This window comes from Rhodococcus olei, from assembly GCF_039540555.1.
GTDB classification, from domain to species: domain Bacteria; phylum Actinomycetota; class Actinomycetes; order Mycobacteriales; family Mycobacteriaceae; genus Rhodococcus_G; species Rhodococcus_G olei.
The window spans coordinates 328,819-351,700 of record NZ_BAABFB010000059.1 but is presented as its reverse complement, the minus strand read 5'-3'; the positions used below and the strand labels follow the sequence as shown (position 1 = coordinate 351,700).

Genomic DNA, 22,882 nt, shown 5'->3' with positions numbered 1-22,882 from the left:
CGGCCATGAAGGAATCGAGGACGTTCGACCCCGCCGGCGCCCTGTTCGGGGTCGGGGTGCCCGTCCTGTCGGCCGTCACGGTCCTCGCGCTCGCCCGGCTGTGGGCCCCGCGGCTGCCCCCGACCCTGGCCACCCACTGGAGCGGCGACGTCGCGGACGGATTCACCGACACCGGGTCCGCGTCCTGGACCTTCGTGCTGATCGTCCTCCTCGTCGGCGGAGGTGCCAGCGCGGTCGCCGCGCTCGCGCACGCCCTGCTGATGATGCGGCGCACGATGCTGATCGTCGGCTCCGCCGTGACCGGGTTGATGCTCGCCGTGTGGATCGGACTGCTGAGCGCACACCTCGACCTGGCGTCACCCGAGCAGGCCTCGTTCCCGACAGTCTCGATCGTCGTCGGCCTCCTCGTCGGCGGCGCGGTCGGCGTCCTCGGGGCGTCGCTGCTGCGCGACCATCGCGAACGCCGCACCACCGACACCAGGCCCGACCCGGCGCTGCCGCGCGGGCCGCTGACGCTGCCGATCGTCGCCCGGGTCGGGCTCGGGGACGGCACCACCGCGGTCCTCGTCGCGGTCGGCGCGCTCGTCACGGTCGGGTTGTGCCGGCTCGCCGACTCGTGGTGGATGCTCGCGGTGTTCCTGCCGCTGACCCTGCTGGTGGTGGCGCTCGGACGGTTCCGCGTCGTCGTCGACCACACCGGGCTGCGCGTGTTCAACATGGGCATGTGCGCGGTCGGCTACGACATCGACGAACTGGAGGGTGCGAGGGTCACCGAGATCGCACCGTTCCGCGACTTCGGCGGCTGGGGCCTGCGGACGAAGGGGCGCGGCAACTACGGGATCGTCACCGCGACCGGGCCCGCGGTCGTGGTGACCGCCGCGAACGGGCAGCGGCTGACCGTCACCACCGACCGGGCCGAGGAGATGGCCGGCGCGCTGAACGCCCTCGCCGACGCGTCACGCCCCTAGAGCCGGGCCGACAGGAACTCGTAGAAGCCGGGGGTGGTGTCCACCCGGAGCCGGCTGAGGCGGCGGTGGGAGATCAACCAGCGCCCGCGCACTCGCCGGTACTCCTCGTGATAGTGGCCGTAGCCGTGCAGCGACTGCTCGACGCCGCCGGGGTCCTGCCACCACAGGTGGTCCTCCATCGCCCACACGCCGCGCGCGGTGGTCGCGGAGGTCAGCTCGATCTCCGGGGTGTGGCCGTGGTGCACGCTGGTGATCGGGACGGGCCCGTCCAGGAACCCGGCGATCGCCCGCGTCACCGCCTCCGGGCCGACGACCCGGTTCGACTCGCCGTCGGTCTGCGGCTGGAACCGCCTGGGCAACCCTCCGTAGGTCTCGCTGACGACGTCGTCGGTGTGGCAGCCGGGATACAGGTCCCACTGCTTGGCGTCCATCACCCGCAGCCGCTTGGCGAACACCGCCTTGATCTCCTCGATCGCGAGCAGGGTTTCGATCGGATCGAGCCCGGGATGGTGCGGCACGGCAGCCTCCTGTCACTTCGGCGGATGTTCGGAAGTGACTCTTGCACTTACGGGATCGGTCGCGTACCGCCGAATCCGCGGGGCGGGACGCCGGTCCGAACGCCCGGCTCACCGCCTCGGCGACCTCACCATCGGCACGGAGCACACCCGCATAGACCTCATCCGGACCTCGATCATCACCATGTGCGCGAGGTCCTGCGCGGTGCGCTCGGTCAGTGTGGTCGGCGCATCGGGCCTGCCTCCGACGATCAACGCCCGGCCGCGCAGGACCGCCGGACCACCCACCCCGTAGTGCGAGGCGATCTCCCCGGCCAGGGTGTTGACGGGACGGGGCTCCTGCGGCCCGGCGCCGACCACGAGGCAGGCGACACCCGGTGCGTCGCCGATGGGGAAGTACCGGACCTGCTCGTCACCGAGGGCGTCTAGGACGGCCCCCTGCGCGGCGTCGCAGCCGGGGCGGCGGCTCAGGCGAACGGGCAGTGCGGACAGCCGGATCGAGCGGTCGAGTTCGACCTCCAACGCCGTCAGGGTGGCCACCGGATCTGCCGCGATCAGCCTCAACTCGGTTCCTTTCGACCGCTCGCATCGAACAGTGATGGATGCTGGCAATGTGCCGTTTCCTGAAGGCAGCGGAACGAGACCGCACCCTCACGACTCCAACCCGGGATGGGATCGAGGTCACAAGAAATTTGCTGCATAGTTGCTGCCATGTGGGCAGCGCTGCAGGACCGCGCCACCGACCAGTCTCACTCCACAGGACGAGACCCGACGTGACCTGGATCACGCCCTACTGTCCGCACGTGGACAACGCGAACGCACACATCTCGGACCTTCTCACCCGCCAGCGCCGGGCCAATGTCGCCGCCGGCCCCGCGAGTGCGGAGGAGCGCCGAGCCCGTATCCAGCAGGTGATCGACCTCGTCGTCGCCCGCGCCGACGACCTCGCGAAAGCGATGGACGCCGACTTCGGCGGACGCCCCGAGGGCTACTCGCTGATGAACGACGTCCTCGGCTCCCTCGCCGCCCTCAAGCACGCCCGCGACAACCTGGAAACGTGGATGCGCCCGGAGGATCGGCCGGTGTTCGCCCCGTACGACCAGCTCGGCGCCACCGCCCAGGTCCGGTTCCAGCCGAAGGGCTCGGTCGGGATCATCGGCACCTGGAACGCTCCCGTGTTCACCCTGCTCAGCCCGCTCGCCGGGGTGCTCGCCGCCGGCAACCGGGCGGTGCTCAAGCCGTCCGAAATTGCGCCGCGCACCGCGGACGTGGTCGCCGACGCCGTGTCGACGCTGCTCGACCCCGACGTGGTCGCCGTCGTCGTCGGCGGACCCGACGTCGCGGACGCCCTGACGTCGCTGCAATTCGACCACTTCGTCTTCACCGGCAGCTCCGCGGTCGGAAAGCTGGTGATGGCCAACGCCGCACAGAACCTGGTGCCGGTGACGCTCGAGCTCGGCGGCAAGTCGCCGACGGTGATCGGTCGCAGCGCCGACCTGCCCGCTGCCGCGTTCCGGATCGCCGTGGGCAAGAACAGCAACGGCGGACAGTTGTGCGTCAACCCGGACACGACCTACGTCCCACGGGAACGGCTGGACGAGTTCGTCGCCGGTGTGCTGGCGGAGTACACCGGCCTGATCCCCACCGTCGAGGACAACCCGGATGCGGTCGCCGTCGTCAACGACCGGCACCTGGCCCGGATCGACGGCTACGTCGACGACGCCGCCGCGCGCGGTGCCCGCGTCGAGTCGGCACCCGCCGGCCCCCTCCCGGCCTCCGGCCGCCGGCGGCCCCTGCGCATCGTCGTCGATCCGCCCGCCGACGCCGTCATCCGCCACGAGGAGATCTTCGGGCCCGCCATGGTGGTGGTCGGATACGACACCCTCGACGAGGTGCTGGCCGAGATCAACGCCGGCCCGAACCCGTTGGCGCTGTACTACTTCGGCACCGACGAGCAGGAGAAGGAGACCGTCCTCGGGCGCACCCTCTCGGGCGGCGTCACCGTGAACGACGTGATGATGCACCCCGGGCTGCAGGACGCCCCGTTCGGTGGCGTCGGCGCGTCCGGCATGGGCCACTACAACGGCCGCGAGGGCTTCCTCGAGTTCAGCCACGCGCGGGCGGTGTTCGAGGCACCCGCCGTGGACATGCGACGCGAATGGGGGATGGTCCCGCCGTACCACGACGGTTTCGCGGCCGGCATCGCCACCCAGGTCACCCCGTGACCACCGATTCGACTGTGAAGGAGCACATGTGAAGACCCGCGGTGCCATCATCCGCAGCACCCCCGGCCGCTACGAGGTCGTCGAACTCGACCTCGACGCCCCCCGTCGCGACGAGATCACCGTCAAGATGGTCGCATCGGGCATGTGCCACTCCGACGACCACATCGCGCAGGGCGATCATGCCGTCGGTGTGTACCCGATCTGCGGCGGCCACGAGGGCGCCGGCATCGTCGTCGAGGTGGGCCCGGAGACAACCGGATTCGCCGAGGGCGACCACGTGATCTTCTCGTTCGTCTCCGGCTGCGGACGCTGCCGCTGGTGCGCGAAGGGCCTGCAGAACCTGTGCGACCGCGGCGCGGCGATCATGACCGGCGGTCGCCCCGACGACCCGAACAGTTACCGCCTGAGCCTGGACGGGCAGCCGGTGGCGCAGACCTGCGGTCTGTCGACGTTCAGCGAATACACCACCGTCAGCGTCGATTCCGCGATCAAGGTCGACAAGGACCTGCCGCTCGAGACGCTGTGCCTGCTCGGGTGCGGCGTCGGTACCGGCTGGGGCGCCGCGGTGAACTCGGCGCAGGTCTACCCCGGCCAGACGGTGATCGTCATGGGGGTCGGCGGCATCGGCATCAACGCCGTGCAGGGCGCCGCGCACGCAGGCGCGGCGCACATCCTGGCCGTCGACCCGGTCGCCTTCAAGCGGGAGAGTGCACTGAAGTTCGGTGCCACCCAGGCATTCTCGACGATGGAGGAGGCCACCGAGGTGGCGCGCTCGCTGACCAACGGTCAGGGCGCCGACGCGGCCATCGTCACCGTCGGCGTGACCACCGGCGACCACATCGCGCAGGCGTTCTCCGCCATCCGCAAGGCCGGCGTGTGTGTGGTGACCGGTCTCGGCAAGATGACCGATGTCGGCATCCCGATCAGCCCGATGGAGCTGACGCTGTACCAGAAGCGTCTGCAGGGCTCGCTGTTCGGCGCCTCCGCCCCCAGCGCCGACATTCCGTGGCTGGTGGACCTGTACACCTCCGGCAAGCTCGAGCTCGACGGCCTCGTCACCACCACCTACACCCTCGACGAGGTGGCGCTGGGCTTCGACGACATGCACGCGGGTAGAAACCTGCGCGGCGTGATCGTCTTCTGATCCCGCTCGTGCGGACGCTCCGCCACCGTCGGGCCGAACAGGGCCCGACGGTGCGCGGGCGTCGACCCGGGGTGTGTCTCCCACTCCCGCGACAGGGATCGCGAGACATTCCCCAACTCATGGAAGCCAGCTCGGTGGGGAGGACGCGGAAGTCAAAAAGGCAGCCGGGCTTGGGTACCCCTTCCCAGCCCCCGCTGCAGGGCTCGCTGCTGCCCACCGCAGCGCTGCCCGACTGAACGGGGCCCGCAGCGCTGCCCAGTGGGACAAGGAGGACTGTGAAGAGCTCGACGACCGGATCGCAGTAGGGGTCGGGCACCTCGGCCGACGCCGTGCCCCCACCGAGTGCCAGGCCGCCGCCGAGCAGAGCCGCCGCGACCAGGACGGACGCGCCGCGGCGCGCCAGATTTCGAGACATGCAACTTCCTTCGTGCAACGTGTGACTGCTGGGGCGCCCACAACGCGGCGCCCCCCGACCGAGCCGGAATAGGGAGAATCGGCCAGCCCTGCGGCCGAATTGGATTCGAGTCTCCGCAGGTCACAGCGTTAAACACGACCGGCAGCAGGATCCCCCACCGCGCTGCGGTCCTGCCGCCGTGGGTCCCACTCACTTGGCTGATCCGGACCTAGCTGCGGCGCAGGCGGCGTTCGTTGGCGACGATGGCGGTGGCGAGCGCCGCCTCCGGTCCGGTCGCGGGACGGGGTCGGCGTATGAGCACGAAGTCCGCGTCCCCGGGGTCCGGGAGCACGTGTCCGGGCAGCGGCACCAGGCCGTCGGGCAGCAGCGACTCGGCGTGCACGATGCAACCGAGGCCGGCGAGCACCGCGGCCCGCAGACCGAGCAGGCTGTCCGTCACGCACGTGGTCCGCCACACCAGCCCGGCCCGCTCGAGCGTCTCCATCGCGGCACGGCGGGTGATGCTCGGCGGGGGATAGGTCACCAGCGGGACCGGACCGGCGGCCGGGTCCACGACCTCGCCGTCGGGAGATCCTGCCCACACCAGGCGGTCGCGCCAGACCAGTTCGCCGTGCCGCTCGCCCGGGCGGCGCATCCCGAAAGCGAGGTCGAGTTCCCCGGCCGCGACCTTGGCGCCGAGCGTCTCGCTGAGCCCGACCGTCAGTTCCAGGTCGATCCGCGGATGACTGCGCCGGAACTCGAGCAGCACCTCCGGCAGCTCGGCGGCAACCAGGTCGTCGGACGCGCCGAAGCGCAGCACCCCGGACAGGTCGGACTCCGCGAAATAGTCCTCTGCCTGCTGTGACGCGTCGAGGATCGTGCGGGCGAACCCGAGCATCGCGGCACCGTCGGCGGTCAGTTCGAGGTTGCGGGTGTCGCGCCGGAACAGCTCCCGGCCGACGGACTTCTCGAGCCGGGCGACGTGCCCGCTGACCGTGGACTGGCGCAGACCCAGGCGGGTGGCCGCGGCGGTGAACCCGCCCTCGCGGTCGACGGCGACGAAGGAGCGCAGCAGCACCGGATCGAGCATCGACAAGATTTATCACGGAGCGCGATAGGAGTAAACGTTCTGATCGACTTTTCCGATACCAGTGATCGCTCTACCGTGGTCGGGTGAGGTTTCTGAGCAGGTTCTACATCGACGGGTTCGTCCTGTCGATCATCGCGGTGGCGGCCCTCGCGAGTGCCTTCCCCGCCACCGGCACCGGCGCGACGGCGCTCGACTGGGCCACGAAGGTCGCCATCGCGTTCCTGTTCCTGCTCTACGGCGCCCGGCTGCACCCCCGCGAGGCCCTCGAGGGACTCAAGCACTGGCGTCTGCACTCGGTGGTCGTCGCGTCGACGTTCGTGCTGTTCCCGCTGATCGGTCTCGCCCTGCGGATCCTGGTCCCGTCGGTGCTCACCGACGAGCTGTACACCGGCGTCCTGTACCTGTGTCTGGTCCCGTCGACCGTGCAGTCCTCGATCGCGTTCACGTCGATCGCCCGCGGCAACGTCGCGGGCGCGATCGTCAGCGCGTCACTGTCCAACCTGCTCGGGGTGTTCGTCACACCGCTGCTGGTGATCCTGTTGATGAACACCACCGGCGAAGCCCACGTCGACGCGTCGTCGGTGGTCGACATCGTCGTGCAGCTGTTCCTCCCGTTCGTGGTGGGCCAGCTGATCCGGCCCTGGGTCGCCGGATTCCTGCAGAAGTACGCGCAACCGACCAAACTCGTCGACCGCGGATCGATCCTGCTCGTCGTCTACGCCGCATTCAGTGCCGGCGTGGTCGAGCACGCCTGGGACGGGCTCGCGGCGTGGCGGGTGGCCGCGCTGGTCGCAGTGTGCTGCCTGATCCTGGCGATCGTGATCGCCGTGACGGCGTTCGCGGGAAGGGCGCTCGGCTTCTCGCTGCCGGACCGGATCGTCATCGTGTTCTGCGGCTCCAAGAAGAGCCTCGCCACCGGCCTGCCGATGGCGTCCGTCCTGTTCGCCGGCCAGCCGATCGGCCTGATCGTGTTGCCGCTGATGATCTTCCACCAGATCCAGCTGATCGTGTGCGCAGCGCTGGCCCAGCGCTACGCGCGCCGCACCGACCCCGACCTCGAGCCCGCCCCGGCGTCCTGACGCCCACCGTGGGTCGGGGTCAGCCGGGGGCGGCGCCCCAGCGGACGGCGGCGGCGCCGGCGAAGTCGCCGGCGTGCGCGAACGCCGACATCACCACGAGCGACCCGTTCGGGATGCGACCGGCCCGGTTCTCGGTGTCCAGGGTGACCGGGATTCCCGCTGCGAACAGATTGCCGCACTCGTCGAACGTGTCGGGATGACGCTCCGGCGGCAACTGCATCGCCTCCCGCCAGTTCCGCAGGAACAGCCGGTTCGGCTGGTTCGTGACGAAGACGTCGACCTCGGGCGGCGCGACCCCGACCTGCCGGCACACGTCGTGCGCGACCTCCGGGACCATCTTGTTGCCGCGGGCGTACACCCTGGCGATCTTGTTCTGGTTGAACGCGATCCGGAACTGTCCGGCACCCGGCTCCCAGTACTTGCGCGGCGGGTCGACCTCGGCGTCCCGGGGTGACGGGGCGAACTCGCCCTGCGACCGGCAGGCGGTCGCGAGCACCGGCGCCCGGTCGTCGACGACGAGCAGCCCGGCGCCGCACCCGTCCCCGGGAATCGCGGCCTGCGGCTGTGCGCGCACGTCGGTCTGGGTGAACACCTGACCGGCGGCGTTCTGCACCGCGACGACCAGCGCCGAACGCAACCCGGCCTGCTGCAGCAGCTGCGACGCCACCTTGATCATGTACGGGAACGCGGCACACCCGCTGTTGTGGACGTCGAGCACCCATTCCGGGTTCGCGCCGAGCCGGTAGGCGAGTTCACCCGCGCACCCCTGCACCGGGAGGTCCGGCAACTGCGTGTGGGTCAGGAGCACGTCGACCCCGCGCACCGCGGCGTCCCCGGACCGCTCCCGCAGCGGCTCGATCGCCCGCAACGCCATGTCCACCGCGCTCTGTCCCTCGGCAACGTGATGCCGGTACGCGGGCGGCCGGAACATCGGGCTGTTCGCGAGCCGGCTCGGGGCCGAGTACTGCGCGAACCACTCTGCACCGACCCGATTCTCGGGCAGGTAGGACGCCACATCCACCAAACTGACGGTCGTCATCTCGCACTCTCCTCGTCGTCGCTGCCTGCGGGCGTCACAGCCAGTCCGGCGTCAGGGGCAGCCCCCGCGAGTGCCGGTACTCGCAGATCTGCGTCAGGTTCTCCAGTTCCAGCTCGTGCCCGGGGTGGAAGACGTCCCAGTAGTCGCCGACCCACACCTCCCGACCCGCGAGTGCCTTCTCCGGGAACGGATTCCGGTCGTAGAACGGATGGTGACAGTTCGTCCACAGCACCACCGAGCCGGGCTTGTCGAGCACCAGTTGCGCATCGACGACCCGCATCAGATAGATCATCCACAGGTGCTCGCCCTGATCCCAGGCGCAGTGGTAGTCGACGGTCATCGCCTCCGGGCAGGCCCGGGTGCGGGCGTAGATGTCGGTGTCGCCGTCACCGAGCAGGTCCTTGCCCAGCCACAGGCCGTCGTCGCCGATCTCGGTGAACCCGCGCAGGCTGAACGTCCACTCCTCGAGGCTGCGGGTGTGCGCGAGGTAGTCGTAGACCTGCCGGGGCGGCGCGGCGACGTAGCCCTGCAGCGTGCAGTAGTCGCCGTAGATCTCGTCGTGCGGGTACACCGCGTGCACCATCTCGGCGATCATCGGGTGCGCCTCCTCGGCCGGGGTGTTCTCGACCCGGTGCACCGACGGGAGTGCTCCGGGAGGAATGTCCGACAGTGCGGCAAGGGATTCGGTCACGAGACTCCTCCTGTGGGGACGGGTTCGGCGGCGGGCAGGAACGGCAGGAACGGCGGGATCTCGTCCGGGTCGCAGAGCACCTCCACGAACGCGGGACCGGCGACGCGGGCGACGGCGTGCAGTGCGGCGGCGAGTTCGTCCGGCGTCGCGGCCGCGTACGCGGGCACCGTCGGGAACATCCGCGCCACCCCGGCGGCGAGGAACGACGGTTCGAACCTGTTGAAGCTGTACTGGTCCGAATACAGGAGACGTTCTCGTGTCACGCACATGGCATGAGCGTTGTTGTTGAAGACGACGAACGTCACCGGCAGCCGGTGCTGGGCGGCGGTGTGGATCTCCATGCCGTGCATGAAGAACGCGCCGTCCCCGGCGATCACGACGGTGCGCCGGCGGCGCTCGAACGCAGACCCGATTCCGGCGCCGAACGCGTAGCCCATCCCGCCCATCCCGAGCGCGACGACGAACCGGCCGTCCCGCCGCACCGGAAGGTGGTGCACCACCGAGGCTCCGGTGTTCCCGGCGTCGACGAACACGTCCGCCCCGTCGGGCAGGTGGCGGTCCAGGGCGCGGACCGCGTCCCGGTACCTCAGGCCCGGGCCGTCCGACTCGGGTACCGCGAGGCTGCTCAGCCGCGGCGCCGGGCCGTCCGCGGCGGCGGCGCCCACCGGACCGAGGGTCCGGGCGAGCCCCGCCAGGGACGTACGCAGGTCGACCGTGACCGCGTGCGCCGACGGCAGGTGCGGCGGCGCGTGCCCCAGGGAGGCGATCGCACAGGCCCGCAGGGCCTCGTCGAGCCCGGTACGCGCGAGCACCGGCATGCGGGTGCCGACCAGCAGGCACAGCTCCGAACGGCGCAGGGCCAGAGCGAGTTCCGAATGCCCCATCGTGCCGGCGAGGCCGCAGAATCCGCGGGTGCGCGGGTCCACCACGTCCTTCGCGTCGGGTGTGACCCCGACCGAGGCGTCGAGCACCCGCACCAGGTCCGCGAGCTCGGCGCGGGCGTCCGCACGGGCGACCTCGTCCCCGGCGATCACCACGACCTTGCCGCGTCGACGGGCCCGGTCCAGCACCAGGGCGAGCCGCGCGATGCCCGGCTTGTCGACCACGCGCGGGGGTCGCGGCCGGATCGGCCGCATCGCGGCCGGGTCCAGCGGCGACTGCTGAACGTCCTTGGGCAGCAACAGCACCGCCGGTCCTCCGCGCACTGCCGCGGACACCGCGCGGGTCAGGTGCTCACCCAGCTCCTCCGGGCGGTCGATCCGGGCGCAGTAGCGGGCGACCTCCGCGAACAACCGGACGGCGTCGAGAGTGCCGGATCGCCCGCTCGAATCCTGGAACGCCCCATGCCCTTCCAGCGCGGTCGGTGCCTGCCCGACCAGCGCGAGGACGGGCACCCGGGACGCGAACGCCTCCCCGAGCCCGGCGACCAGGTTCAGCGCGCCGCCACCGGACGTGGCGGCGACCACCCCGAGACGCCCGGTGCTGCGGGCGGCGCCGTCGGCCATCGTCGCGGCCGAGAACTCGTGCTTGGCGACGATCCCGGTGATCGGCGCGGCGCTGTGGAACAACGCGTCGTACAGGTCCTCGATGTTCGCGCCGTCCACCCCGAACACGTGCCGTACCCCGAAGTCCGCGAGCGCCGCGACGAGGTGGTCGACCACCCGTCCCGCCGGTCCGGCCACTGCGCTGCCTGTCATCGACCACCTCCGGTGTCTGCCCGACCCGAGTTACCTCACCGGTGGACACGAACGGAGGCGTCGAACGGTTCACCCGCGGACGCGGAAATTCAGAACGTGCTGGTCAGCAGCACTTGATCCGTTGTCACGGAACGGATGTCGATGCGGTCGATCCACAGCATCGGCACGCTCGTCGTCGCCGACGGTTGCACCGTCTCGCCGGCCGCCGCGGTCCAGGTGGCCAGGCTGGTGCGGACCCCGCTGTGATCGGTCAGGACCAGCTCGTATTCGGACCGATCGGTCCCGTACCCGCCTCCGGGCGGGGCCTGGTAGCGGCAGACGACGTCGATCCGGGTGCCCCACTCCTGCGGGATGACGGACACGTCGGCCGTCACCGGACTCGACACGACCGGCTCCATCGCCTGCGCGGTCACCGGTGCCGACGGACCCTGCGGGGCGTTCGGCGACGGTCCGGTGGGCGATGTCGGCAGCACCGAGACCGCGACGACGACCGCGACCGCCGCGGCGACGAGCCCGGCCCCGACCGCGACGGGCGGCCCCCAACGCCGGTGCGGCTGCGTCCGGGCGATCAGTTTCGGGAGCAGGTCCGGCGGCGGCTCCCCGGCCGCGTCGTCGTCACGAAGGGGGATCGCGGCGGGGTGCACGTCGATCTCGTGCGCGGCGCCGGCCGGTATCTTCCCGAGCAGGGTGGGCAGCCCCGCCACCTCCGCGACCGCCAGGGCACAGCGGTCACAGTCACCCAGGTGCTGTTCGAACGCGCGACGGTCGTCGGCATCCAGCGCGCCGAGGACGTAGGCGGCGTCCCAGTCCTCGAACGGATGCGGATCGGTGGTCACGGTGTCACCCCCATTTCCTGCAGAGTCAACCGTAGGGCGCGCAGCGCGTAGTGCAGCCGCGACTTCACGGTTCCGTCCGGGATGTGGAGGTCGTCGGCGATCTGACGGGTCGACATCCCCCGGTAGTAGGCCCGCACCAGGACCGCCCGGTGGTCGGCGCTCAGATGAGCCAGCGCGTCGGAGATCAGCCAGGAGTCGAGTGCGGCATCGGTGCCGTCGGGACTCGGCTGCTCGGGCGGCGAGTCGGTTCCGAACTCGCGTTTGGCGTGGGCACTGCGGTACTCGTCGATGACCAGATTCCTCGCGACGGTGAACAGCCACGCGCGCGCGGACCGCTCGCTCTGGTCGAGGATCCGGGGGCGCTGCCAGGCACGGATCAGCGTCTCCTGGACCACGTCCTCGGCCTGCACACGATCCCCGGTCAGCCGCATCGCGTAGCGCCACAGGGCCGCGGCATGCTCACCGTAGAGAACTCGCATCAGTTCCGCCTGGTCCTGCGGCATCCGTCACCTCCAGCCCTGTACACGGTATCGGGGCCGGTTCGGTTCAGCAGGGCGTCGGCGAGGATCGGGCACCGGAGGCGGCGATCAGTTGCGTTCGACCTCGATCGGGTGGCTGGCGAGCATCGCCAGCGGCAACGGCTGACGGCGCAGCACGTGCGCCCACAGGTCGCCCCGCGGCGGCCCGATCACGTCGGACGGCAACGCGGACACCACCATCCAGTCGTCGCGCTGCAGCTCGCCCTCGAGCTGACCCATCGTCCATCCCGAGTAACCGGCGAACACCCGCACCCCCTCGACGTGCGGGCCGACCTGGTCCGGGTCGCTGTCGAGGTCCACCATGACCACCCGGCCGTGCACCCGACGCAGCCCGGGAACGCCCTCGATCCGCGCCCCGGTCCGCAGCGTCGCCAGGCACAGCGCGGAGTCGAGCTTGACCGGGCCCCCGACGTACAGCGCCTTCGGGCGTACGCACAGCTGCGCCCACTGCGGCAGCACCGTGTGCACCGCGGTGTCGCTGACCCGGTTGAGCACGACACCCAGGCTGCCCGCGTCATTGTGTTCGATCACGTAGACGACAGTGCGACGGAAGGCCGGTTCGGTCAGGTCGGTGGCGGAGACCAGCAGACTGCCCGGGCGCACCACCGGTTCGGTCGAAGCCGTGCGGTCGTCGGGTTCGTCTGCGGGGTCCACCGGACAATCATTGCACCGCAGCACCCCGTCCGCGCGACCCGTGGCGGCCTCACCCGACCAGGCCGACGGTCTGCGCGAGCACGGTCAGATGGTGGTCGAACAACGCCCGCGGATCGGCGAACGTGTCGACGCCGTACTGGCCGAACACCTCGAATCCGACCGCACCGAACAGCGCCGACCAGACCAGCACCCCGCGCGCCAGCACCCCGTCGGGCAGGGTCAGGTCCAACTCCTCGCGGATGCGGCGGGCGTCCGCGCGCACCGCATCGCTGATCGGAACCTGCTGTGGTGCCACGATTTTCCCGGACCGATGCGCCTCGTCGATGATCCGGACGAGGGCGGTGACGACCCGGGTCCCCGGTCCGGTGGTCCGTTCGGCGGGCGCCCGGTAGCCGGGCACGGGGCTGCCGAACAGCAGCGCGTAGCTGGCCGGTTCGGCCAGCGCCCAGTCCCGGACGGCGTGCCCGAGCGCCCGCAGCCGCGCCACCGGATCGTCGGGGTCGGTGTCGGCGAGCGCGGCGTCGACCGCGTCACCGAGCTCGGTGTAGCACGTGACGACCAGCAGCGTCAGCAGCTCGTCGCGGCTCGCGACGTACCGGTAGACCGCCGACGACACCACGCCGAGGTCCCGGGCCACGGCTCGCAGCGACAGCGCCGCGGCCCCGTCCCGGGCCAGGTGGTCGCGGCCGATCCGGGTGATGTCGGCGAGGGTCTGTTCGCGGGCGCGCTGGCGCGGAGTTCCGGTCACGAGGCCAGCGTGACGCCTGTACGCGAGCACTGTCAACTTCAGAGAGCACTGCTCTTGACATGCCGCCCGGAGAGGCGCATTGTTCAAAGCGAGAGCACCGCTCTCCCCATCGAGACAACGACCGACAGGAGAAACGTCATGTCGACACTGCACGTGGTCACCGGAGCCGGACCCGTCGGCTGGACCGTCGCCACCCGGCTCGCCGAGCGCGGCGACACCGTCCGGCTGGTGACCCGCTCCGGGTCCGGGCCCGACCACCCCGCGATCGAACGTCTACGGGTCGACGTCGCGGTCGCCGGCGCGCTGGACGACGTCCTGACCGGCGCCGCGGCGGTGTTCCACTGCACCCACGGGTCCGCGTACGCGGCGGCCGCATGGCGACGCGAGCTGCCGTCCACCGAGGCCGCCGTGCTCGATTCCGCGGGTCGGGCCGGCGCCGTCGTCGTGTTCCCCGAGAGCCTCTACTCGTACGGACCGGTCGACGGACCGATCACCGAGGACACCCCGCGGAATGCCACCACCGGCAAGCTCGGGGTCCGTACCGACCTGCTGCGGGCGCGGGAACGCTCCGCCACCGCGACCGTCAGCGTCGCCGCCTCCGACTTCTTCGGCCCGCACGTCCTGATGGCCCACGGCGGCGAGCGGATGATCTCGACCCTCCTCGCCGGCCGGAAGGTCCGGGTGATGGGCGCCCTCGACGTGCCGCACTCGTTCACCTACGTCCCCGACCTCGCCGCCGCGATGATCGCCGCCGCCGACGACCGTTCGCTGTGGAACACCGTGCTGCACGCCCCGACCGGTCCCGCCGTCACACAGCGACAGTTGGTGCGGGCGTTCGCCGACGCGGCCGGGATCGCCGACCCCGCGGTCGGGGTGCTCCCCGGCTGGGCGCTGCGGACGATCGGCCGGGTGCACGCGCCGACCCGCGAACTGGCCGAGACGCTCTACCAGTTCGAGCGACCGTTCGTCCTCGACTCGACCCGCAGCGAGCGACTGCTCGGGCTCGCCCCGACACCGCTGCCCGAGGCGGCGGCCGCGACCGTCGCCTGGTGGCGGGAGCGGCGCGCCACCGCGACCGCGGTAGGGTCCGGCGGTGGGCACCACTGACGAATCGGACGACTCCGCCCGCGCCCACCACCGGCTGCGGGCGGCGATCCGCGCGACGCCGGGGCTGGGCCGTCTCGTCACCGTCCGCTTCGCCAGTCAGTTCGGCGACGGGATGTTCCAGGCCGCCCTGGGCGGAGCGATCCTGTTCAACCCGGAACGCCACACCGATCCGCTCGCCATCGCGGCGGGCTTCGCGGTCCTGCTGCTGCCCTACTCCGTGATCGGGCCGTTCGCCGGCGCCCTGCTCGACCGGTGGGACCGTCGAGCGGTCCTGAAATGGGCAAACCTGCTGCGGGGCAGCCTGATTCTGGCCGCATCCGCCTGCCTGCTGCTCGGCAGCCCGAACCCCCCAATCCTGCTGCTGGCACTCGCGGCGGTCGGGGTGAGCCGGTTCGTGCTCGCCGGCGTGTCCGCCTCCCTTCCCCACGTGGTCCGGCAATCCTGGCTGGTGTCAACGAATTCCGTGCTCGCGACGGTCGGGTCCGGTGTCGCCGCCGCCGGTGCGGGCGCCGCGGTGACCGTGATCGGGATCCTCGGCAGCAGCGACCGCAGCTCCGCGATCGCCGTCGCAGTCGCCGCACTCGGTTCCCTCGTCGGTGCCCTCGCCGCAGCGGGATTCGACGCGCACCGTCTGGGCCCCGGCACGGCCGCGGCCGGCACCGGCGCACCGGCCGGCGCGGACGCGGTCCGGGCCGTCGCGGCGGGACTGCGCGTCGGTGCGACCGCGGTGTGGCAGGCACCCGGCGTGACCACCGCGATGATCGGAATCGGCGCCCACCGCATCGTGTTCGGCATCGACACCCTGATCATGGTGCTGCTGCTGCGCGCCCCCGCGACCGGGCACGCATTGCCGGCGGGCCTGGCCGGATTCGGGGTGGCCGTCGGCGCGACCGCGGCCGGGATGCTGCTCGCCGCGGCCGCGACGCCGCTGCTGATCCCCCGGATCGGCCGCACCCGCACCGTCGTCGCCGGCCTCACCGCCGCGCTCGTCGTCCAGTCCACCTTCATCGCGACCCTCACCCAGGGCGCGCTGCTGATCGGCGCCTTCCTGCTCGGAGTCGCGGGCCAGACCGTCAAACTCACCGGCGACGCGGCCATGCAGATCGACATCGACGATGCCCGCCGCGGCCAGGTGTTCGCCCTGCAGGACACCGTCTTCAACCTCGCCTTCCTGACCGCGCTCGCGGCCGCGGCCACCGTGGTCGCACCGGACGGCCACACCCCGCAGCTCGTGTTCGCCGGCGCCGGGGTCTACGCCGTGGGACTGGTCGCGGTCGCCGCGAACACCCGCCGCCGGCGCTGACCCGGGCCCGCATGGGCCGTCGCATCGACCGGCGTCACGCGCCCGTCACCGAGGGCGCCCTGGTGTCGAGGCGCCCGTCACCGTCCGCGTCGACCAGCCGCAGGTCCAGGACGCCGTCGGCGTCGGTGTCGACGAGCAGCTCGAACCCCGAGTCGGTCGGCGCCAGCACCGCGTCCGTCCGGTGGTCGCGGTCGGAGCCGACCACCGCGTCGTCCGCGGATCCGTCACCGCGGAGGTCGACGAGCCCCGGCGCGGCGGCCCCGGGCGGGGCCGGGCACTCGACCGCCCACGTGCCGGCCCCACCCGGATCCGTGAAGTACCGGGCGCGCCCGGACCCGACGTCGAGCACGGAGACATCCGCGCGAGCGTCGCCGTCGCTGTCCCACAGCGCGTCGTCCGCCCACCCGTCACCGTCGAAATCCAGGGCGACGGCGTCCATCCGACCGGGTTCGCCCAGGTCCAGGTCCGCTTCCGACACCCACACGTGCGGATCGCCGGTACCCGTGCCGAAGCCGTACTCCACGAGGTCCATATGCGTTGGACGCGCCTGCGCGGCAGTCGGTTCCGTCGCTCGAACGGATGACGAGCCGGGAACTCGCACCGTTCGCGCTGTTAGATTGTCCGAACCATCCCACTTCACCGTCGAGGGGGCACATGTACCGCCGGATCGGAGCGCCGTTGTGTGCGCTCGCGCTCGTCACGTCCGGATCGGTGCTGGCCGCACCGTCGGTGTCCGCGGCGCCGCACACCCCGACCAACGCCTGCAACGAAGCGGGTTTCGACCCCTCCGCCGGCGCTCGGACCGACGGCGACTCCACCCTCACCGGCAACATCGACATCCGGTATCCGTGGCCCCAGATCGTCCCCGTCACGGTGCCCGACCCGCCGCAGAACCAGACCCGGATCCCGCAGGCCCCGCTGCCCGCCGACCCGTGCGCCGACCCCTGCCCCGACCTGACCGACACGGCCCCCAAGCAGCCCGACGCCGGATCCTCGGGCTCGGCGTCGTCCGGGTCCGAGTCGTCGGGGCCCTCGTCGTCGGGGTCGTCGTTCGGCTCGTCCCTCGGATCGAACGGGTCGTCGGTGCCGCACTTCTCGATCGGGCCCGACCCCGAACCGATCCCGATACCGATTCCCGGTCCGGCACAGCCGCTTCCACCGCCACCGGCACCGCAGTCGCCGCCGGTCGAACCGGCTCCGACCTCCGCGGCACCGGTGCCGGCGGCCGTCGAGTCCACCTCGCTGGTCGCCCAACTGACCGGCCCCGGGTCGATCAACCGCACCGACAAGCGCTGGCAGGTGGACGGAACGGACCTCGGGATCACCTGGGAGTCCAAGCCCGGCGAGGTGACGATCGTCTTCGGTGACACCTTCGGCAAGGGCTGGGCGCCACCCGGCGCCAACGGCAGCGACTGGCGGTCGAACGTGGTGGGGCACAGCACCGATCACGACCTGTCCGACGGACTGACCATCGACTCGATGGTGCAGGACAGCCGCTGCCACGCCGCCGAGGTCCTCGGCAGCCGCAAGATCAAGAACTGGGAGACCACGACGATCCCGACGTCCGGGTTCGCACTCGGGGACCGGCAGTACATGAGCTACATGTCCGTCCGGCGGTGGAGCGTCGTCCCCGGCATGTGGTATACGAACTACGGCGGCATCGCCTACTCCGACGACGGCGGCAGCACCTGGACCAAGGATCCTTACGCCCGCTGGGAGAACATCTTCGGGCTCAACAACTTCCAGGTCGCCAGCATGGTGCCCGCCGGCGATCACGTCTACCTGTTCGGCACCCCCAACGGCCGCCTCGGCACCGTCGCGGTGGCCCGGGTGGCGAAGGACCAGGTGCTCAACCGGACCGCCTACCAGTACTGGGTGGACGGCCAGTGGACCCCGGTGGGGGAGAAGCACCCCACCCCGGTGCTGCACGACACCGCCGCCGAACTGTCGGTGCGCTACGACGAGGCCCGCGGACTGTGGCAGATGAGCTATCTCGACACCGTCGCCGGTTCGATCGTGTTGCGGCAGTCCACGAGCCCGCAGGGAACGTGGACCGACGGCGTGACGCTCGCCCGGTCCGCCGACTACCCGAAGATGTACGGCGGCTTCATCCACCCGTGGTCCACCGAGCGCGACCTGTACTTCACGATGTCCGAGTGGGACAGCTACAACGTCTACCTGATGCACACGACGCTGAACCGAGACGGCAGCGTCGTCCGTCGGTGATTCACCCGGTCGGGTGACTCACTCGCGGGCGCGGAGCGCTACTGCTGCTGGCCGGCCCACCACGCCAGCAGCTCGGCCTCGGCGTCCTCGCGGGAGAGGGGCCCGCGATCCAGGCGCAGTTCCTTCAGGAACGTCCACGCCTTCCCGACCTGCGGACCGGCCGGGATGCCGAGCAACTGCATGATCGCGTTGCCGTCCAGGTCCGGACGCACCCGCGCCAGGTCCTCCTGCTCGGCGATCCGCGCGATCCTCGTCTCGAGGTCGTCGTAGGTGGCCTGCAGGCGCGCCGCCCGGCGCTTGTTGCGGGTCGTGCAGTCGGCACGAACCAGCTTGTGCAGCCGCGGCAGCAGATCCCCGGCGTCGGTGACGTACCGCCGCACCGCCGAATCCGTCCACTGGCCGTCGCCGTACCCGTGGAACCGCAGGTGCAGGAACACCAGGTTCGAGACGTCGTCGACCATCTGCTTCGAGTACTTCAGCGCCCGCATCCGCTTGCGGACCATCTTCGCGCCGACCACCTCGTGGTGATGGAAGCTGACGCCGCCGCCCGGCTCGTTGCGCTTGGTGTCGGGCTTGCCGATGTCGTGCAGGATCGCCGCCCACCGCAACACCGGATCGGGATCGCCCTCCTCGAGGTCGATCGCCTGCTGCAGGACCGTCAGCGAATGCTGGTAGACGTCCTTGTGCTGGTGGTGCTCGTCGATCTCCAGGCGCATCGCCGGGATCTCCGGCAGCACCCGCTCCGCGAGACCGGTCTCGCACATCACGTCGATCCCGTCGAGCGGGTACTCGCCGAGGATCAGCTTGTCGAGTTCGGCGCGGACCCGTTCGGCGGTGATCCGGTCGATCTGGTCGGCCATCGCCACGATCGCCTCACGCACCCGGGGCGCCAGGGAGAACCCGAGCTGCGCGACGAACCGCGCCGCCCGCAGCATCCGCAGCGGGTCGTCGTTGAACGAGATCTCCGGCGCCGCCGGGGTGTCCAGGACACCGGCCAGCAACGCGTCCATCCCACCCAGCGGGTCGACGAACTCCTGCTCGCCGTCCGGGCCGATCCGCACCGCCATCGCGTTGACGGTGAAGTCCCGGCGCACCAGATCCTCCTCGAGGCTGGTGCCGTACCGCACCTCCGGGTTCCGGGTCACGCCGTCATAGGCGTCGGTCCGGTAGGTGGTGATCTCGATCTGCTGATCGTCCTTCGCCGCGCTGATCGTCCCGAACGCGATGCCGGTGTCCCACTGGTTGTCGGCCCACCCCTTCAGCAGCAGCTGCACCTGCTCGGGTCGCGCATCCGTCGTGAAATCCAGGTCGGTGCCGAGCCGGCCGAGCACCGCGTCCCGCACGCTGCCGCCGACCAGGTACAGCTCGTGTCCGGCCTCGGCGAACCGCACGCCGAGCGGGGTCAGCACATTCGCCAGGCCACGCAGGGTCACGGACGCGCCCGCGAGGAGCCGCGCGCGGCGTTCGGTGTCGGGAGTTGGGGAAACCACGACTGTGCAGCTTACCGACCCGCGACGTCACCGTTCGATCCCACCGAGCGCCAACCGGTGTGGGATTCGAGAGCACTACACGCGGACAACTAATATCGATTGGGTGTCTCCAGCCGAACGCCCGAATCGCAGCCGCCGCAACCCGCGGCGTCGCGGCGGGCACGGCGACCGCACGAACCCCCGGATGCGCACCGTCCGCGAAACCTCCGCCGGCGGACTGGTCGTCGACGGCCTCGACGGACCCCGCGACCAGCAGTGCGCGGCCCTGATCGGCCGCACCGACCGCCGTGGACGACTGCTGTGGTCACTGCCGAAGGGACACATCGAGCAGGGCGAGACCGCCGAACAGACCGCGATGCGTGAAGTCGCCGAGGAGACCGGCATCCGCGGCACCGTCCTCGCCTCGCTCGGCAGCATCGACTACTGGTTCGTCACCGAGGGCCGACGCGTCCACAAGACCGTGCACCACTATCTGCTGCGATTCCAGGGCGGTGAACTGTCCGACGAGGACGTCGAGGTCACCGAGGTCGCGTGGGTGCCGCTGACCGAACTCGAGTCCCGGCTCGCGTACGCCGACGAACGCCGCCTCGCCGAGGTGGCCGGCGAACTGATCGACCGGATGACCGCAGGCAAGAGCCTCACGGACACCGAAGGCGAGCGCGCCACCGACGCGGCAGCCAAGCGCGTCACCGACGCGGCGGGCCGGAGCACCGGCGACGGGGCCCGAGAGAACGGATGAGGACTGCCCTGCGTCGCCTGGCCGCGACCACCCTGACCGCCCTGGCCCTGACCGTCCCGCTCGGAATCCCCATCTCGGTCGCCGCCGCCCCGACCACGACGCCGGCGCCCACCCCGCAACGCGGACAGTCGCAGCAGTTCGTGTCCCTGTCGATCGACACCGTGACCCCGAGCACCGTGACCACGTCCAGCCCCCCGGTCGTCACCGTGACCGGCACCGTCACGAATGTCGGCGACCGCACCGTCCACGACGTCCAGGTGCGGCTGCAGCGGGCACCCGCGGTCGCGTCCGCGGACCGCCTCCGGACCGTCCTGCGCGCCGACCAGGGCCAGTTCGACGTCGCCGGCGAGTTCGCCGTCGTCCGCGACCGCCTCGACGTCGGTCAGTCCTCGCGGTTCACGGTCGCGTTGCCGGTGCGATCGACCGACCAGCCGTCGCTGGGCATCAACGAACCCGGCGTCTACCCGCTGCTGGTGAACGTCAACGGGACCCCCGACTACGGCGGGCCGGCGCGACTCGACGACGCCCGATTCCTGCTCCCGGTGCTGGGTCTGCCCCGGGATCCGAGCGGAACCGACCCGGAGGCGGCCCCGATCCCGCCGTCCACCGCCGACCCGGTCGCGGTGACGATGATGTGGCCGCTCGCGGACCGGCCCCGGCTGGCGGCGGGAATCCCCGGCTCCGCCGACGAGCGGGTGCGGCTCGTAGACGACGACCTGGCCACCTCCCTGGCCTCGGGCGGTCGGCTCGAGCAACTCGTCGCCGCCGCGGAGTTCGCCACCGCCGACGACCTGGACCGCGATCACCGGCTCGCGCAGAGCATGTGCCTGGCCGTCGATCCGGACCTGCTCGTCACCGTCTCCAACATGACCCACGGCTACCTCGTCGTCGACAACGCCGCCGATCCGACCGGGCCGGCCCGGCCCGGAACCGGTCAGGCCGCGGCCGTCGACTGGCTCACCCGGCTACGTCAGCTCGCGTCCCGGATGTGCATCACCGCCGTCCCGTTCGCGCAGACCGACCTGACCGCACTGCAGCAGGCCGCCGACCCGACACTGACCACCCGCGCCCTGGAGAAGCCCGCCGACATCGTCGACGGACTCCTCGGCGTGACCTCGCTGCGCGGAGTGACCTGGCCGGACTCCGGCGTCCTCGAGCCGACCGCCGCGGCGACGCTCACCGGGCTGGGCCCCACGGCGCTGCTCGCGGCGAACGCGGTCGACGGGGTGACGACGCAGCCGAAGGTTCCGCTCGAGGGCGGCAACAACGGCGGCCCCCTGTACGCGGCCCTGTTCGACGTGCCCGCGGCGACCGCCCTCGCCGCAGTCGGGTCCACCCCGCAGACCCCGACGTTCACCCCGAGCGGCGCCCGTTACGAGCTGTCCGACGACTCGCGCACCGCCCGACTCCAGGACGCGCTCGGCGCGATGACGTGGACGGCGCTGACCAGCCGCAGCACGGGGTCGCGAATGGCCGACGCGAACCCGCGGTCGCTGCTGCTGGCGCCGCCGCAACAGTGGTCCGCCGACGGGGACGAGGCCCGGGCGGTCCTCTCGACGGTCGCGACGATGCTGCGGTCCGGGCTGGCGACGGTCCGGACGCTGCCCGACCTCGTCGAGCGCCCCGCCGCACCACCGCCGCTCGCCCTCGACTACCCCGACCAGGCCGTCAAGGACGGCGCCCCGCCGTCGGTGACGGCCGGTGTCGCCGTGCAGGCACCCGAGGTCGACGCGCTGACGCAGACGCTGGTGTACGACCCGCAGTCGGCGCTGACCCCGGACGGCTTCACCGCCCCGCTCTCCGAGGACCTGCTGCGGGCGATGAGCACCTCGGGACGTCACGACGCCGACCGGGCGCCGGCGACGGCGGCCGCGGAACAGCGCGTCGGCCAGGTCGGGGCCGCGCTCGACCGGGTGTACGCCTCGGTGACCGTGCTCGCGCCCGGCGGGGCGTACACGCTGGCATCCGAGCAGAGTCCGCTGCTGTTCGTCGCCCGCAACGACCTGCCGATCGGGATCACCGTGCGGCTGCAGCTGTCGGCGCCGCCCGGCATGACGATCACCGACATCGGCGACCAGCAGCTGCCTGCCCGCGGCAGCCGCGCACTGCAGGTTCCCGCGAAGGTCACCGACACCGGCAAGATGGTCGTGGACGTCGCGCTGACCACCTCGAACGGCCACGAGCTGGGGGAGTCGACGTCCGTGTCGGTCCGGTCCAACTCGTACGGGAAGGTGCTCGTGATCATCACCGCGGGCGCCGGCGCACTACTGTTGTTGCTTGCGGGACGGCGGCTCTGGCACCGGTTCCGGGGTCAACCGGACCCAGCTGACGAAGGGTACGAAGGCCGATGACGGGCAGCACGCGACGACCACCGGGCACCGGCCCGGAACCGGCGCGG

Annotated in this window: 21 protein-coding genes; 9 read left to right on the top strand and 12 right to left on the bottom strand. The window is 71.4% G+C overall.

Features of this window, described 5'->3' with window-relative positions; genetic code table 11:
- Positions 1 to 5: 5 nt before the first annotated feature.
- A complete protein-coding gene (locus tag ABD951_RS19875; protein ID WP_345348958.1) occupies positions 6 to 968 on the top strand; it encodes a DUF1648 domain-containing protein in 963 nt (320 codons plus the stop codon).
- On the opposite strand, the gene ABD951_RS19870 is transcribed toward ABD951_RS19875, so the two are convergent.
- Together ABD951_RS19870 and ABD951_RS19865 are read right to left on the bottom strand one after the other, a co-directional pair.
- Entirely contained in the window at positions 965 to 1,486 is a 522-nt protein-coding gene (locus ABD951_RS19870) for a nuclear transport factor 2 family protein (protein WP_345348955.1), read from the bottom strand. The two genes, ABD951_RS19875 and ABD951_RS19870, sit on opposite strands and share 4 nt — an antisense overlap.
- Before the next feature lie 108 nt (positions 1,487 to 1,594).
- Positions 1,595 to 2,047 (bottom strand): hypothetical protein, encoded by a 453-nt coding sequence (locus tag ABD951_RS19865; protein WP_345348953.1) that lies wholly within the window; start codon positions 2,045 to 2,047, stop codon positions 1,595 to 1,597.
- Positions 2,048 to 2,286: 239 nt separating this feature from the next.
- On the opposite strand from ABD951_RS19865, the gene ABD951_RS19860 reads away from it, so the two are divergent.
- Together ABD951_RS19860 and ABD951_RS19855 are read left to right on the top strand one after the other, a co-directional pair.
- Positions 2,287 to 3,708, top strand: a complete 1,422-nt coding sequence (locus ABD951_RS19860) for a coniferyl aldehyde dehydrogenase (protein WP_345348950.1) — start codon at positions 2,287 to 2,289, stop codon at positions 3,706 to 3,708.
- A 28-nt stretch (positions 3,709 to 3,736) separates the two neighbouring features.
- Positions 3,737 to 4,852 carry an NDMA-dependent alcohol dehydrogenase gene (locus tag ABD951_RS19855; RefSeq protein WP_345348948.1) on the top strand — a complete coding sequence of 372 codons (1,116 nt, stop codon included), beginning with the start codon at positions 3,737 to 3,739 and terminating at the stop codon, positions 4,850 to 4,852.
- A 623-nt stretch (positions 4,853 to 5,475) separates the two neighbouring features.
- Here ABD951_RS19855 and ABD951_RS19850 read toward each other — a convergent pair.
- Positions 5,476 to 6,342, bottom strand: coding sequence for a LysR family transcriptional regulator (locus ABD951_RS19850; protein WP_345348946.1), 867 nt, complete (start codon positions 6,340 to 6,342; stop codon positions 5,476 to 5,478).
- A gap of 77 nt (positions 6,343 to 6,419) precedes the next feature.
- Between ABD951_RS19850 and ABD951_RS19845 the strand changes: the two genes are divergently transcribed.
- Positions 6,420 to 7,415, top strand: coding sequence for a bile acid:sodium symporter family protein (locus ABD951_RS19845; protein ID WP_345348944.1), 996 nt, complete (start codon positions 6,420 to 6,422; stop codon positions 7,413 to 7,415).
- Between the two features lie 19 nt (positions 7,416 to 7,434).
- Here ABD951_RS19845 and ABD951_RS19840 read toward each other — a convergent pair whose 3' ends face one another.
- From ABD951_RS19840 to ABD951_RS19810, 7 genes are all read right to left on the bottom strand, one after another.
- Positions 7,435 to 8,454, bottom strand: a complete 1,020-nt coding sequence (locus tag ABD951_RS19840) for a 3-oxoacyl-ACP synthase III family protein (RefSeq protein ID WP_345348941.1) — start codon at positions 8,452 to 8,454, stop codon at positions 7,435 to 7,437.
- A gap of 34 nt (positions 8,455 to 8,488) precedes the next feature.
- Positions 8,489 to 9,145 (bottom strand): SRPBCC family protein, encoded by a 657-nt coding sequence (locus tag ABD951_RS19835; RefSeq protein WP_345348938.1) that lies wholly within the window; start codon positions 9,143 to 9,145, stop codon positions 8,489 to 8,491.
- Positions 9,142 to 10,842 carry a thiamine pyrophosphate-binding protein gene (locus ABD951_RS19830; protein ID WP_345348935.1) on the bottom strand — a complete coding sequence of 567 codons (1,701 nt, stop codon included), beginning with the start codon at positions 10,840 to 10,842 and terminating at the stop codon, positions 9,142 to 9,144. Before ABD951_RS19830 ends, ABD951_RS19835 begins: the two co-directional genes overlap by 4 nt.
- 89 nt (positions 10,843 to 10,931) lie before the next feature.
- Positions 10,932 to 11,678, bottom strand: coding sequence for an anti-sigma factor family protein (locus tag ABD951_RS19825; RefSeq protein WP_345348932.1), 747 nt, complete (start codon positions 11,676 to 11,678; stop codon positions 10,932 to 10,934).
- Entirely contained in the window at positions 11,675 to 12,181 is a 507-nt protein-coding gene (locus ABD951_RS19820; protein WP_345348929.1) for a sigma-70 family RNA polymerase sigma factor, read from the bottom strand. Before ABD951_RS19820 ends, ABD951_RS19825 begins: the two co-directional genes overlap by 4 nt.
- 84 nt (positions 12,182 to 12,265) lie before the next feature.
- On the bottom strand, positions 12,266 to 12,871 hold the full coding sequence (locus ABD951_RS19815; RefSeq protein ID WP_345348926.1) for a YqgE/AlgH family protein: 606 nt from the start codon (positions 12,869 to 12,871) through the stop codon (positions 12,266 to 12,268).
- 49 nt (positions 12,872 to 12,920) lie between these two features.
- Positions 12,921 to 13,619, bottom strand: a complete 699-nt coding sequence (locus ABD951_RS19810) for a TetR/AcrR family transcriptional regulator (RefSeq protein WP_345348923.1) — start codon at positions 13,617 to 13,619, stop codon at positions 12,921 to 12,923.
- Positions 13,620 to 13,757: 138 nt separating this feature from the next.
- On the opposite strand from ABD951_RS19810, the gene ABD951_RS19805 reads away from it, so the two are divergent.
- Positions 13,758 to 14,726, top strand: coding sequence for an NAD-dependent epimerase/dehydratase family protein (locus tag ABD951_RS19805; protein ID WP_345348920.1), 969 nt, complete (start codon positions 13,758 to 13,760; stop codon positions 14,724 to 14,726).
- On the top strand, positions 14,713 to 16,029 hold the full coding sequence (locus ABD951_RS19800; RefSeq protein WP_345348917.1) for an MFS transporter: 1,317 nt from the start codon (positions 14,713 to 14,715) through the stop codon (positions 16,027 to 16,029). The genes ABD951_RS19805 and ABD951_RS19800 overlap by 14 nt, the downstream gene beginning before the upstream one ends.
- A 34-nt stretch (positions 16,030 to 16,063) precedes the next feature.
- Here the strand turns inward: ABD951_RS19800 and ABD951_RS19795 are convergent, their stop codons facing one another.
- Entirely contained in the window at positions 16,064 to 16,561 is a 498-nt protein-coding gene (locus ABD951_RS19795) for a hypothetical protein (RefSeq protein WP_345348914.1), read from the bottom strand.
- A gap of 122 nt (positions 16,562 to 16,683) precedes the next feature.
- On the opposite strand from ABD951_RS19795, the gene ABD951_RS19790 reads away from it, so the two are divergent.
- On the top strand, positions 16,684 to 18,255 hold the full coding sequence (locus tag ABD951_RS19790; protein ID WP_345348911.1) for a glycoside hydrolase family 183 protein: 1,572 nt from the start codon (positions 16,684 to 16,686) through the stop codon (positions 18,253 to 18,255).
- A gap of 38 nt (positions 18,256 to 18,293) precedes the next feature.
- Here the strand turns inward: ABD951_RS19790 and ABD951_RS19785 are convergent, their stop codons facing one another.
- Entirely contained in the window at positions 18,294 to 19,745 is a 1,452-nt protein-coding gene (locus ABD951_RS19785) for a CCA tRNA nucleotidyltransferase (protein ID WP_345348908.1), read from the bottom strand.
- Positions 19,746 to 19,848: 103 nt separating this feature from the next.
- Here ABD951_RS19785 and ABD951_RS19780 point away from each other — a divergent pair, with 103 nt between their 5' ends.
- Together ABD951_RS19780 and ABD951_RS19775 are read left to right on the top strand one after the other, a co-directional pair.
- A complete protein-coding gene (locus ABD951_RS19780) occupies positions 19,849 to 20,484 on the top strand; it encodes an NUDIX hydrolase (protein WP_345348905.1) in 636 nt (211 codons plus the stop codon).
- On the top strand, positions 20,481 to 22,835 hold the full coding sequence (locus ABD951_RS19775; RefSeq protein ID WP_345348902.1) for a DUF6049 family protein: 2,355 nt from the start codon (positions 20,481 to 20,483) through the stop codon (positions 22,833 to 22,835). The genes ABD951_RS19780 and ABD951_RS19775 overlap by 4 nt, the downstream gene beginning before the upstream one ends.
- Positions 22,836 to 22,882 lie beyond the last annotated feature (47 nt).